Annotated in this window: 8 protein-coding genes and 1 tRNA gene; 3 read left to right on the top strand and 6 right to left on the bottom strand. The window is 50.7% G+C overall.

Annotated elements, in window-relative coordinates; genetic code table 11:
• Window positions 1-1,742 (bottom strand): pyruvate:ferredoxin (flavodoxin) oxidoreductase (nifJ, locus tag AC06ND_RS02950; RefSeq protein WP_475677505.1); only part of this gene is annotated, 1,742 nt, incomplete at its 3' end.
• Between the two features lie 206 nt (window positions 1,743-1,948).
• On the opposite strand from nifJ, the gene fabD reads away from it, so the two are divergent.
• Entirely contained in the window at window positions 1,949-2,845 is an 897-nt protein-coding gene (gene fabD / locus AC06ND_RS02945; RefSeq protein ID WP_475677504.1) for an ACP S-malonyltransferase, read from the top strand.
• Between the two features lie 49 nt (window positions 2,846-2,894).
• Here the strand turns inward: fabD and AC06ND_RS02940 are convergent.
• Window positions 2,895-2,966, bottom strand: a tRNA-Arg gene (locus AC06ND_RS02940).
• A 120-nt stretch (window positions 2,967-3,086) separates the two neighbouring features.
• Here AC06ND_RS02940 and AC06ND_RS02935 point away from each other — a divergent pair.
• Entirely contained in the window at window positions 3,087-5,492 is a 2,406-nt protein-coding gene (locus AC06ND_RS02935) for a GumC family protein (RefSeq protein WP_475677503.1), read from the top strand.
• Window position 5,493: 1 nt separating this feature from the next.
• On the opposite strand, the gene AC06ND_RS02930 is transcribed toward AC06ND_RS02935, so the two are convergent.
• The 4 genes from AC06ND_RS02930 to AC06ND_RS02915 are packed head-to-tail and all read right to left on the bottom strand — an operon-like array spanning window position 5,494 to window position 12,534.
• Complete coding sequence (locus tag AC06ND_RS02930) at window positions 5,494-6,399, bottom strand: MBL fold metallo-hydrolase (RefSeq protein ID WP_475677502.1); 906 nt, start codon at window positions 6,397-6,399, stop codon at window positions 5,494-5,496.
• Complete coding sequence (mtaB, locus tag AC06ND_RS02925) at window positions 6,396-7,637, bottom strand: tRNA (N(6)-L-threonylcarbamoyladenosine(37)-C(2))-methylthiotransferase MtaB (RefSeq protein ID WP_475677501.1); 1,242 nt, start codon at window positions 7,635-7,637, stop codon at window positions 6,396-6,398. The genes AC06ND_RS02930 and mtaB overlap by 4 nt, the downstream gene beginning before the upstream one ends.
• Entirely contained in the window at window positions 7,637-7,996 is a 360-nt protein-coding gene (gene folB, locus AC06ND_RS02920) for a dihydroneopterin aldolase (protein ID WP_475677500.1), read from the bottom strand. Before folB ends, mtaB begins: the two co-directional genes overlap by 1 nt.
• Window positions 7,993-12,534, bottom strand: a complete 4,542-nt coding sequence (locus tag AC06ND_RS02915) for a translocation/assembly module TamB domain-containing protein (RefSeq protein WP_475677499.1) — start codon at window positions 12,532-12,534, stop codon at window positions 7,993-7,995. The genes folB and AC06ND_RS02915 overlap by 4 nt, the downstream gene beginning before the upstream one ends.
• 147 nt (window positions 12,535-12,681) lie before the next feature.
• Here AC06ND_RS02915 and AC06ND_RS02910 point away from each other — a divergent pair.
• Window positions 12,682-13,097 (top strand): tRNA (adenosine(37)-N6)-threonylcarbamoyltransferase complex transferase subunit TsaD (locus tag AC06ND_RS02910; protein ID WP_475677498.1); only part of this gene is annotated, 416 nt, incomplete at its 3' end.

Genomic DNA, 13,097 nt, shown 5'->3' with positions numbered 1-13,097 from the left:
TCGATAGCGAGATCTACAGGGATAACCTCTGAGATGCGGAAGAATGCTGACTGGAGGATAGTGTTTGTACGGTTGCCGAGACCAATTTCCTGAGCAATCTTAGTAGCGTTGATGTAGTAAACGTTGATCTTCTTCTCTGCGAAGAGCTTCTTGATCTTGTTAGGGATGAAGTTTACTAGTTCCTCGCCCTCGAAGATAGTGTTGAGGAGGAAAGAACCGTTCTCGCGGATACCACGAGTTACGTCATACATGTTGAGGTAAGCCTGAACGTGGCAAGCTACGAAGTTAGGAGTAGTGATCTGGTATGTAGAGCGGATAGGCTCGTCGCCGAAGCGGAGGTGTGAACAAGTGAAACCACCTGACTTCTTTGAGTCGTAAGAGAAGTAAGCCTGGCAGTACTTGTCAGTTGACTCACCGATGATCTTAACTGAGTTCTTGTTAGCACCAACAGTACCGTCAGCACCGAGACCGAAGAACTTGCACTCCTGGATAGAAGCGCCACCGAGAGCCATTTCCTCAACTGCTGGGAGAGAGAGGTTAGTAACGTCGTCAACGATACCAACTGTGAAGTGGTTCTTAGGCTGGTCGAGCTCGAGGTTGTTGAATACAGAGATAACCTTAGCTGGAGTAACCTCAGAAGAACCGAGACCGTAGCGACCGCCAACGATTACAGGACGGTTTTCTACGTCATAGAATGCAGACTTAACGTCGAGGTAGAGTGGTTCGCCCTCAGCACCTGGCTCCTTAGTACGGTCGAGTACAGCAATCTTCTTAGCTGTCTTAGGAACAGCAGCGAGGAGGTACTTAACAGAGAATGGACGATAGAGGTGAACGTTGATCATACCTACCTTCTTGCCCTCAGATACGAGGTAGTCGATAGCCTCCTTGGCAGCTTCACAAGCAGAACCCATGAGGATGATTACGTTCTCAGCGTCCTGAGCTCCGTAGTAGTTGAAACAGTGGTACTCGCGGCCAGTGATCTCAGAGATCTTCTGGCAGTACTTCTCAACTACGTCTGGGATAGCGTCATAGTATGTGTTGCAAGCCTCACGGTGAGTGAAGAACTCGTTAGGGTTCTCAGCAGTACCGCGTGTTACAGGGCGTTCTGGAGTGAGAGCACGGTTACGGAAGTCCTCAACATACTCCATAGGAGTGATAGCCTTGATGTCTTCCATATCCATAACCTCTACCTTATGATACTCGTGAGAAGTACGGAAACCATCGAAGAAGTTTACGAATGGCACCTTTGTCTCGAGAGTAGCGAGGTGAGGAACAGCTGTAAGGTCCATAACTTCCTGTACTGATGAAGACGCGAACATAGCGAAACCTGTCTGACGACAAGCCATTACGTCCTGGTGGTCACCGAAGATACAGAGAGCGTGTGAAGCCAATGTACGAGCAGATACGTTGAATACACATGGGAGGAGCTCACCAGCGATCTTGTACATGTTAGGAATCATGAGGAGAAGACCCTGCGATGCGGTGAATGTGGTGGTGAGGGCACCTGCCTGGAGTGAACCGTGTACTGCGCCGGCAGCACCACCCTCACTCTGCATCTCAGTGACCTTCACGACCTCGCCGAAGAGGTTCTTCTTGCCCTGTGCAGCCCACTCGTCGACATATTCAGCCATAGTCGAAGATGGGGTGATAGGGTAAATAGCCGCATGCTCGCTGAAGAGGTATGCTACATGGGCAGCAGCGTAGTTACCGTCACAGGTAATGAATTTTTTCTCGTTTGCCATAGTAGATATTTTAATGTTTGTTGTTGGCTATTGTTTCTCTGTGCGCACGCTTATGCGTACGTGCGCATATACAATCATGCAAATTTAGTCTTTTTCTGCCATGAATGAAAGCCCGTTTTGAGGATTTGTGAAAAATTAGACTTCTCGTGCCGCTTAACTTACATTATCGCATATAGTTGTATCTTTGCGCAAAATTGATTTTTCGCATGAAAGCATATGTTTTTCCAGGCCAGGGCTCGCAGTTTCCGGGTATGGCAAAGGATCTTTACGACAATTTTGAACTCGCCAGGACTCTTCTCGCCCAGGCCGATGAAGTGCTCGGATTCAGCATCTCGAAGGTGATGTTCGAGGGCAGCGACGAGGACCTCAGAGCAACTGCTGTGACCCAGCCTGCAGTGTTCCTCCACTCTTACCTCGAATTCGCCTGCAAGGCAGAGTCGGCACCCGATATGGTGGCCGGCCACTCTCTTGGCGAATTCTCGGCTCTTGCAGCAGCCGGAGTACTTCAGTTTTCTGATGCTCTGTCTCTTGTCAGTGCAAGGGCAAAGGCCATGCAGAAGTGCTGCGAAAAAGTGCCCGGATCCATGGCTGCCGTAATTAATCTTGCGGCAGATGAGATTGAGCGTATCTGTATGGAGATCAATGACAATGCGGGTCTTGGCGCTCTTGTAGCAGCAAACTATAATTCGGATGCTCAGACGGTGATTTCCGGTACTGCGGAGGCAGTAGCAGAAGCCTGCGTAAGGCTCAAGGCAGCAGGCGCTCGTCGCGCTCTTGTACTCCCTGTCGGAGGTGCCTTCCATTCTCCTTTGATGGAGCCTGCCAGGGCAGAGCTTGCAGAGGCAATCGAGCGTACTTCATTCACCTCTCCGTGCTGCCCGGTATACCAGAACGTCGTGGCTGCTCCAGTGAGCGATCCTGAAGTCATGAAGGCCAATCTCCTCCAGCAGCTGACCGCTCCTGTCCGCTGGGCTCAGTCCGTCCGCCAGATGGCTGCCGATGGCGCCGTCGAATTCATCGAATGTGGCCCCGGAGCGGTCCTCGAAGGCCTTATTCGCAAGACCCTCCCAGCCTCCGACGACCTCGTCATAAGACATGTCTGAACATCAGTCAAATAAAAAGGGCGATGACCGAAAGTCATCGCCCTTTTTGTACCCCCGTGCGGAATCGAACCGCAACCGTCAGAACCGGAATCTGAAATTCTATCCATTAAACTACGGGGGCGTAGCAGTGTTGATTATGCAAATATACGTAATGTCTATCAAACAATCGAAAGTGGGTTGCTAATAATGCTTAATTTAGTAAATTTGCGAATTAGCCTTTATTTGAGTTATTATGGGTACTATGGATTATAAAGATAACAGGGCGCGTGTGGAAGATTCTACACTCAACATGTTGGATATATGGCACATGATATGGGACTACAAATGGTGGTATATAATATCTGTTGTCGTGTGTCTATTTGTTGCAACCGTTTACATCTATCGAGCTCCAAAAGTTTATAGCCGTTCAGCTAAAGTTATTGTCGGAGGTAATTCTCAAGAGTCTGCTATGGCCAATATTGCACAGTTTACCGGTGCTATACCAGGCTATGGAAGTGATGTTGCAAACGAGGTGCATGCATTGTCTTCACCGGACCTTTTACAGCAGGTAGTCACCAAACTTGGACTGGAGACTTCTTACGTGGAGCATCAGTTTCTCCGTAATGTAGATCTTGGTGATTCTTCTCCGATTGAGGCGACTTTCGTGGATAATAATCCAAAGTCTTCTTTCTCTTTCCGTGTTACTCGTGTGTCTGATGATACCATAGAACTCTCCAGATTCATGGTCAAAGGTGATAAGTTGGACGCAGAACCTGTCCAGGGCCATGTATCTGATACTATCGCTACTCCGTTAGGCGTTATGGTTATCACTCCTGTCCTCAGCAATAGAGAGTGGTCAAAACCTATTACGATTACCTGGCGAAATGCAGCAAGCGTTGCCAAAGATTATTCTACAGCGCTTACTGTTGCACTTGCTGATAAGCAGTCTACTGTCGTCGCCCTTAGCATAAAGGATCATTTCCCAGATAGAGCTTCAGCGATTCTTAATTCTCTTGTTGAGGTGTATGATGAGTCTTGGGTATATGATAAAAATAAGTCAGCTCGCGGAACTTCGGAATTCATTAATGAACGCCTTATGGTGATTGAAGATGAACTTGGAAGAATTGAGTCTGATCTCAAGAGATATAAGGAGACAAATAAGGTTACTGACGTAAAGGCGCTCGGTAATGCGTATCTTCAGGAATCTGCTCAGTATGGGGATAAGTCGTTTGAGGTTAGCAATCGCCTTGCTGTTGCTCAGTTTATTAAGGACTATCTTACAAATCCAGCGCATTCTGCAGCCCTTATTCCTGCGAACTCGGGTATTTCGAGTAGTACGGTTGAGTCACAGATTGCTGAGTACAATAAACTTATTTTGGAGAGGGATCGCCTCTTGGCGACAAGTTCAGAATCCAATCCGCTTGTGATTGATCTCAACAACTCGATCCTTGCAATGCGTTCTGCAATTCTGAATTCCACTAATAACCTGATATCGACACTCTCTTTGGAGGAAAGCCGTATTCAGGGTAAGGAAAATGAAATTCTTCGTAAGATTGCGAATAGTACGGGCCAGGAATTTGAGCTCCTTTATATCGAACGTCAGCAGAAAGTGAAGGAATCTCTCTATGTGTACCTTCTTCAAAAGCGCGAAGAGAATGAAATCGCAAGTCTCGTAAATGTAGGTAACACTCGCCTGATAGTGGCACCTAACGGCCCGACAGCTCCGGTAGAGCCTCGTGGAATGGTGATTATGCTTTTTGCGTTGATGCTTGGAGCGGCAATTCCATTCGGAATTATTTCTCTGTTCCGTATGCTTGATACTGCTGTTCAGATTGAACCAGATGTCACGTCGGTATTGACCTGCCCATACCTTGGTGATCTTCCTGAGGTAAGAAAGATGTCTACTCCTTTCAGATTCAATCGCCTGTCTTTGAACGATTCTGATCGAAGGATATTCGTCAAAGCGGGGAGACGTGATGCTGTAAATGAGTCTTTCCGCGTACTTCGAACTAATATCGACATGATGTTGGGTAAAGTGGAGGGTTGTAAGGTTGTGATGGTAACGTCAATGCTTCCTCATTCAGGAAAGACATATGTTTCTCTGAACTTGTCAGCTACAATGGCCATAAAGGGAGCGAAGACTCTCTTGATTGATCTTGATTTTCGAAAGGCCGCTCTTTCACAGGCTTTTGAAGATAACAGTGATGGACTTGCAAACTATCTTTCCAAGAATGATTGCTCTATTGACGACATCATTACCGAGAGAATGCAAAATCTTGACTTCCTCAATGTGGGAAAGATTCCGCCGAACCCTACTGAATTGCTTTTGGAGCCTAAGTTCAAGGAACTCATGGCCGAACTCAGGAAAAAGTATGATTACATATTCATCGATTGTCCACCAGTTCGTGTTGTTGCAGATCCGGCTATTGTGGGAGAATTCTCCGATTTGACAGTTTTCATCGTTCGTGCAGGCCTTATGGACAAGAAGACGCTTCCGCTCGTTGAAAAGATATATCAGTCTGGACAGTATAAACGATTCTCAGTTGTTCTCAATGGTGTAAAGATGTCGTCTTCAAAGATGGCGTACGGATATGGCCGTGCTGGTTATGGCTACGGGTATGGTTATGGTTACGGTTACACTTACGGAGAGGAGATAGAGAACAAGTAGCCTATTCAATCACCAATCCGTCGTAGGCGACGCCGTAGGTGGGGTTATATGCCTTGAGCTCGGCGTCGAGCTCGGCGTAGCCTGGGAGGAGATGGGAGATGTGGGTGAGCCATGAATGCTTGGCACCGACCCTGTCGAAGAATGCAAGAGCCTCGTCGAGAGAGAAATGCGAGTAGTGGGGAGTCCTCTTGACGCAGTTGATGGTAACGTGGTCGAGGCCCATTAGCTTTTCGAATTCGCAGTCATCGATCTGGTTGAAATCGGTGATGTATGCGATATTTCCGAAGCGGTATCCGAGCACGGATAGCTCCTTCTTCTTATGATGCCATCCCTGGATAGGGACGACCGTGGCCTTGCACTGCGCCGCTGGGTCATTCAATACGTCGTTCTCAACGTCCTTCCAACCTTTTCCTGATTCCCACACCAGGTCGTGCTCGAGTTTGTTGCTATGAAGCTCGAATGGCTTTGCGCCATGTTCGTCGCCCACTCCACCGCCAATCTCATGTACCTGGATGATAGGCGCGCCGGGATAGATGACCTCCGCGAAGGCATACGAATACTCCTTCTTGAGGGCATTGATCACATGCTTCTGGCAGTATATGTTTACCGGCTTTTTCTCAATGAGGTTGAAACTTCGCACCTCATCGATTCCTCCGGTGTGGTCCTTATGGTTGTGGGTGAGAAGGATGGCATCAAGGTGGCGTACACCGGCGCGGAGCATCTGCTGACGGAAATCGGGACCGCAGTCCACGAGTATGGTCAGACCGTTGTACTCAACCAGCGCCGAAGCCCTGAGCCTGTTGTCATGGATGTCCGACGAATTGCATACGGGACAGTCGCATCCTATGATCGGAATTCCCTGGGAAGTGCCGCTGCCCAGGAAAGTAAGCTTAGCCTTTTCTATCATATTTCCACCTCCGAAATCTTGCCGACCAGATTCTTGTCATAAGGACGAGCGACCTGGATATAATTCTCTGTGTAGCCGTACATTATTCCCTTCTTGTCCGAGGACTCGAAGAGCACCTTGGCCTTGAGTCCCTTGCAGGACTCGACGAACTCGCCGTGGAGCTTGTCGCAGAGGGCTTCGAGCCTCTCCACGCGCTCTGTCTTGATGCCGTCACGCACCTGATCCTTGCGCTCGGCAGCCGGAGTACCGGCGCGACGAGAGTATGGGAAGATGTGTATGAATGCTGGCTTTACGCGCTCCGCGAGGAACTTGTAGGTCTGATCGAACATCTCCTCCGTCTCTCCCGGGAAACCTACTATCACATCGATTCCGAAGAAGACTGGGAGCTTGCCGGGACCTTCCATAGCCTTGCGGATGTACTCGATCTTACTCGCGAAGAATTCGGTATCATAATGACGGTGCATCTCGCTGAGGACGGCGTCGCAGCCAGACTGGAGAGGAATGTGGAAATGGGGGAGGAACTTGCTTCCTGCGGCTATCCAGTCCACCATCTCGTCGGTCAGGAGATTTGGCTCGATGGACGAAATACGGTATCTCTCTATGCCATCGACCTTATTCAGCTCCTTGATCAGGTCAAAGAAGTTCTCTCCTGTGCTGCGGCCGAAATCGCCTGTGTTGACGCCGGTGAGCACGATCTCGCAAATCCCCTTGGCCGCTATGTCGTGTGCCTGAGGGATTACCTCTGCGATAGGGATGTTCCTGCTTTCTCCGCGTGCATACGGCACGGTGCAGTAGGTGCAATAGTTGTTGCAACCATCCTGGACCTTGAGGAAGGAACGGGTCCTTTCTCCGCTGCTGTAGGCTGAGAACATGCATGGGCTCTTCTCCTTGGTGCATTCTCCGAGTATGAATGGCACGACCTGGTTCTTCTCGTTAGCGCCAAAAACGGCCTTGACACCTTCCAATTCAAGGATTTCATCCTTTTTCAGCTGGGCGTAGCAGCCGGTCACGACTATGTCTGCGCCTGGGCTTACTCTGTGGAGCTTGCGTATGATGTTCGTGCACTTCTTATCCGAGTGCTCAGTCACGGAACAGGTGTTCACCAGGCAGACATCGGCCTTGCCGGAAGTCCATGAAGTCGAGCTGCAGCCGGCCTCCGTGAGCGCCCTTTCGTATGTTGATGTCTCGGCATAGTTGAGCTTGCAGCCGAGGGTTACGTATGCTATGTTCTTTGCCATTACTTATTCATCGTTATGCGGGACCATGCGCATACACCCTGTACCGGAGGACGCTGCTTGGAAACGCGTACGGAAAAGTCCGAAAGCTCGGGAATCTCTGTCTCTATGGCACGTACTATCCTTCCTGCCACATGCTCGAGCAGGTCCGAAGGCTGTGCCATCTCCCGTGCCACTATGTCGTAGATACGGCCGTAGTCCAAAGCATCTTCGAGACAGTCGCTATATGCGGCCTTATCCATGTCATATTCGCCCTTGAAATCGACCAGGAATGTGTTTCCTGTCGCCTTTTCGGACGGTAGACATCCGTGGTAAGCATGGAACTCCATGCCTTCGAGCTCTATTGTTCCTTTTCCTTTCATTTGTTCAATATTACGGTGAGTCCGCCGTCTTCGTTGACGCTCATCACCTTCATAGGCTCGTTGACGAGCTTCTCGAGTTCCTCCTCGTTGATCTTCTCCTTCTGTTCCTTTCCTGCAAATGTATACTTGAGCATCTCCACGAAGCGGTTGAACTCCTGCTGGTAGGTGATACCGACACCGTTCCTCTGTGAGTTGTCGAGGTAGTTCGTGTACTGGTCTGCCGAATGCGAGAACAGGTTGAGGCGGAGCGCGCCCGGCCTGTCGAGCTTGATTTCTATGTCAAGGTCGCCGACCACGTCGGAGTTGCTGTTTCCTGTCGTATATTGACGGTTACCGATGTTTCCGTTGACTATCACCCTGTTGTTGAACAGCTGCGTCGATACCGCGACGTCGAAGATGTCGTTTCCTCGTTGGTTCTGCTGGTATCTCATGTCGAAGTCCAGAGGGATGTTCAGCTTCTGAAGTATGTTGTTCAGCTGGTTCGTGAACACACTCGTGACGCTCGAGTAGATGAGACTTGTGCTCTCGTTCGTGATTCCGGACTGCTCGTCAGGCAGGAAGTTGTTCGAGAGCAGGAGGGCGATGAACTGCTTCTGGACCTTGTCTTCCGTGCTGAGGGCATTCTCCACCTTGGCCTTAATTGAAGGTTCAAGGTCAGGAATGTCAATCGAGAACGCGAGAGAAGGGTTGCTTAGCTTGTCTGATATCGCGATTCCGCACTCTACTGTCCTTCGGCTGTTGACTGAAGTGGTGTCGGAGATGAGACGAGAGAGCGGAGCCTTTGTCCTGTAGATCGCATTTATGTCGAGGTCGCTGTCCATGATTGCTCCATTGAACTTCACGTTACTGCCGTCCTGGATCTCGAATTCCCTCTTCGCAAGTCCGAACGCATTGTATAGGAAGGTTCCGCTGGTGAGCGTGTAGTCTCCCTTGAGGTTGAATATGCCGCGCGAAGGTCGCACCTCGATGTCGAAGCTGCCGTTTCCTCGTCCGTTCAGACCGTTGCTTCCAGACTTGTCGATTTCGAGGAAAGCCTCAACGTTCGGGTTGGCTCTAGCGATGATGCGTACGATGATATCCGTCTTAGCCTTGGACTTGCTGCCCAACTTGCTCATCATCTCCTCGTATGGGTCGACGATGACTATCCTCTCCGGCTCCTTGAAGGTCAGGAGCTCAGCGTTCGAATCCTTGCCGGAGCTGGTCGCTGGTATGTGGAAATCTCCTCCGCTGGTCGTTGCAGCCTCAATGTCGAGAGTGATCTGGGACAAAGGTCCATGAATGCCGACGAGGCCGGAACCGGTGAGCTTGCCGTAGAAACCGACATTGTCCTTCTCGGGGATGTTGATGAGCATGGAGTTGCTGACCCTGACGTTGAGATCCACTCCGAGGTCCTTGAAATGGTCGTAGTATACGGATCCGTTGACAGAACCGGTGCCGCTGTACATGTCTCGTATGTTGACATTGTCGAAATGGAGTCCATGGGTATCCACGCGGAACGGACCGTCGAGCCGGTACGGCACCTTGGTGAAGTCGAGTACGATTACGGCGTTTCGTATCCTTCCGTCGGTACTCTCGATGTCAAGATTGTTCAGCGGGCCATAGAGATGGACGCCTCCGGAAACATATCCTGCCATGTCGCTGAATACGCTTGAAAGGACAGGCTTGACCACTCCGAGGTTGAACTCCCGGAGCTGTACGTTGATGTCGGCATCCTTCATCGAAGGTGTATAGGTGCCGTTGATGTCAAAGGACTTCTCGTTTCCGGCGCTGAGGTTGAATCTGTTTAATACCTCATCCCAGTTGCTCTCAACTTCCACTCTTCCGAGGTCTGTACCGGATACGGAGGTCCCTTCGCTGACGAGGTCGATGAGCATACCTTTGTTGTCCATTTCTGCATACGAGATCAGCATTGCTTCTCCGGTAGCGTTGCCCTTGAGGTCGAACTGCTGCCCGAGGAAGGCGTTCGCAATTCCGAGCGAGAACTGGTCAAGACGCACGGAGAGCGTGTCTGCATGCTCTTTGGATATGCCTCCGTCGACGGTGATGCTCTGATCACCGCTTGAAAGCACAAGGTTCTGTATTCCGAGATCATTTCCCTTGAGATCCACGCAGGCTGGCATGATGCTCCAGTCGGACGCGTTGAAGGTGAAACTTGATGGAAGCACATCGACATGTACTCCGAGTCCGGCATCGTCTCTTGCGAGATCGCCGCGTGCGAAAATCTCTCCTCTGGTCGTGCTGTTCTGATCGCCCTTGCAGACAATTCCAACGCCTATGTGGTCGTCCTCTGCGAGGAATTCGATGGTGTTGTCCATGAACTGTATCGCAGAGATGTTGATATCGTCGCAAGTCAGATTTCCGTTGAGTCTGTCGCCCTGGTTGTCGATCTTAAGCTCGAAATCCTTGATGTATTTCTCGTTGAGGGCAAGTCGGTGAGAACGGAGCGTGCCGCTAAGGTCTCCGAGCCTGTCTATGTCAAGGACGAGCTCGGTGTCGTTGTCGATGTAAAGGCCAGGCTTGATGAAGCCGCTGATACCTCTCGCGTCCTCGAATTCGAAGTTGAGCTTGTAGGTCTCTCCTGACCATAAGTACCTCGCGTCCTCGAAGAGAGAAGGAAGCTCGCGCTTTGCAGTGATGCCCATCAGGTCACGCACGAAGTCATTCACCGGTGCACTGCCGACATACTGACCGTTTGCGATCTTTGAACTGAGGTTGATCCTGTACTCGTTGGCCGTAGACCTGGAGATCAGGTTTATGTCTCCGATATCATGTATCTCGTCTTCTGCCGTGAGTCTGACATTCCTGATGTTGACGTTGCCCAAGAGCATTCCGCTGCCTGTACGGTTGAAGTTCGCATTGGTCTGCAGGCTCAACGTCGCATTCTCCCTGAGGTCCAGTTTCAGCTCGTGGAGATCTGCATGGCCCACGTTAGCATAGAACTGATATACCGCATTCTGCGTCTTTGGCGAGAATGTGAATATGCCCTGGAAAAGGAAGTTCAAGTTCGGGTCTTGGCTGATGATCCTACCGTTGAACTGCTGCTTCGAGAGGTCTCCGGTCGCAAGAATCTTTGAGTAATCGTATCCCTTGAAATTCAGCCTGTCAATCTTGAGCGTGTCGATAGCGAGCTCAGGGCCGTTATTTCCACGTAGCTTTGCGCTCAGCTTGGTCTCGAGGCTGAGCTCATGGACAAGGTCCTTCTTCATGAACTTGCTGAGGTCCAGGTTGGTGGTCTCGAGATTACCTCCGATGAGAAGTGGGTGGTTCTTCTTTGTGAGGTCGAGCACATCGAGCTTGGTCCTGATATAACCGGCATTGGAACTGATGTCCGCATTGAGCTTGAGCTTATCCAGAGGTCCTCTGAGACTGGCGTTCAGCAGAGCCTTGACGTTCGGTACCTTTGCGCTGAGCCCCGGTGACTTTCCTGTCACTCCCGCCACAAGCTGGTCGATGCCCTTGGTGTCGGTCGCGCAGTTCTGTATGTGCATGTCGAGGACGAGCGGCTTGTCCGCCGTGATTCCGGATACGTTTCCGTACACTGTGGTTCCGAACGCTCCGTCATTGGTGCTGAGGTTGATGTTCCTCAGGTCGAACGAATCTACGGTTCCATGAATCTCTCCGTCGACATCGATCTTAAGATCCATATCCGAGAGGGAAGGTACGAAGTATGCGACCGTCCTTGTGCTGGCGGTGCTCGGCAGGAGCTTGCCGTCGAGCTGGATCTTCTCGTTGAAGTCGCGGAAATCCTTCGGCTTCTTGAAACTGAGCGAGAAATAGCGTAGGTTGACGTCTGACAGTGAGTCTGCGACATGCATGTCTTCTATCATCGCCTGTCCTCGTCCGATGGCCGCGTTTCCGGATATATCATCGATCCTGAGGCCGGATTTTTCCCTGAATCCGAGATGGTCAAGCCTTCCGCTCATGATGCCGTTGCTCATCTTCACGTTTTTCGCATGGGCATTGATCTCGCTGACGTAGAGGTCGCACCAGTCGATGCCGCCCTTGTATCCGGGATGCTTGTCTCTGATGATACGCATCGAGTAGATCATGTTCTTGAGCTGGGCGTCCTTGAGGTCGAATACGTCTCCAGTGCGTTCTTTTGGCTCACCATTGCTCCTTTCCATACCAAAGATGCGGTGGAGGTTGGTGATGGTGTCCTTCTGTTCGATAACGAGGTTGACCCTTCCGTCTCGAACCAGCGCGCGCTTGAGATGGATGCCCTCCTTCTTCAGCAGACCCCTGACAGAAAATTCCGCGACGATGTACTTCGCTCTCATCAGGGTGTCATAAGGGACGTACTCATAGTCGGGACCATGTTCCTCTCGGAATGATTCCATAGCCTCTTCCGATGGAAGTTGAGGATTCTTGTCGACGATCGCAAGATCCCTGATGACGATGGCGTTGAACGGACGGAAGTGTATCTTGCTGAAGCTGACGTCTCCGTCGAGCTTGCTGAAGAATCTCTCCTCGACTGCCCTGACTATCCTTCCCTGAACCATCGGCGTCTGCACGGCGATCACGGCCGAGATGAGAATCACGGCTATCACCACGAACACGGGCCAGAGTATTATAGCAATCTTCCTGATAGGGCACAATATATTTAACCTACAAAAATAAGATAATAATCCGAATTTATTGCCTATTTTTGCCGCCATAGATGGGGTCCAGAACCTCTTTTTTTCGATATGGCAGACATCATTCTCGGCATAGAATCCTCTTGTGACGACACTTCGGCTGCGGTAATCAAGGACGGTTACCTTCTCTCGAACGTGCTCGCCAGCCAGGAAGTGCACAGATCTTATGGCGGAGTCGTACCTGAACTTGCGTCCAGGGCGCACCAACTCAACATCGTTCCGGTAGTCAGCGAGGCAATCAGCCGCGCCGGCATCACACCTGAAGACATCACCGCCATCGCATTCACCAGGGGACCGGGCTTGCTCGGATCTCTGCTCGTGGGCACTTCATTCGCCAAGGGATTCTCCATCGCCATCGACAGGCCTCTCGTGGAGGTGAATCACCTCCAGGGCCACATACTTGCCAACTTCATCAGACAGTATGACAAGGAGAACAGAGTGCCTGAATTCCCTTATCTCTGTCTGCT

This window comes from Candidatus Cryptobacteroides sp., assembly GCF_056207615.1.
The sequence above is the reverse complement of the archived record's forward strand: the minus strand, read 5'-3'. Positions and strand labels throughout refer to the sequence as shown.

Excerpts from the sequence above, each read along its gene's own strand:
- folB (WP_475677500.1), bottom strand. The coding sequence starts at position 7,996 with ATGAAAGGAAAAGGAACAATAGAGCTCGAAGGCATGGAGTTCCATGCT.
- fabD (WP_475677504.1), top strand. The coding sequence starts at position 1,949 with ATGAAAGCATATGTTTTTCCAGGCCAGGGCTCGCAGTTTCCGGGTATG.
- mtaB (WP_475677501.1), bottom strand. The coding sequence starts at position 7,637 with ATGGCAAAGAACATAGCATACGTAACCCTCGGCTGCAAGCTCAACTAT.
- AC06ND_RS02935 (WP_475677503.1), top strand. The coding sequence starts at position 3,087 with ATGGATTATAAAGATAACAGGGCGCGTGTGGAAGATTCTACACTCAAC.
- AC06ND_RS02930 (WP_475677502.1), bottom strand. The coding sequence starts at position 6,399 with ATGATAGAAAAGGCTAAGCTTACTTTCCTGGGCAGCGGCACTTCCCAG.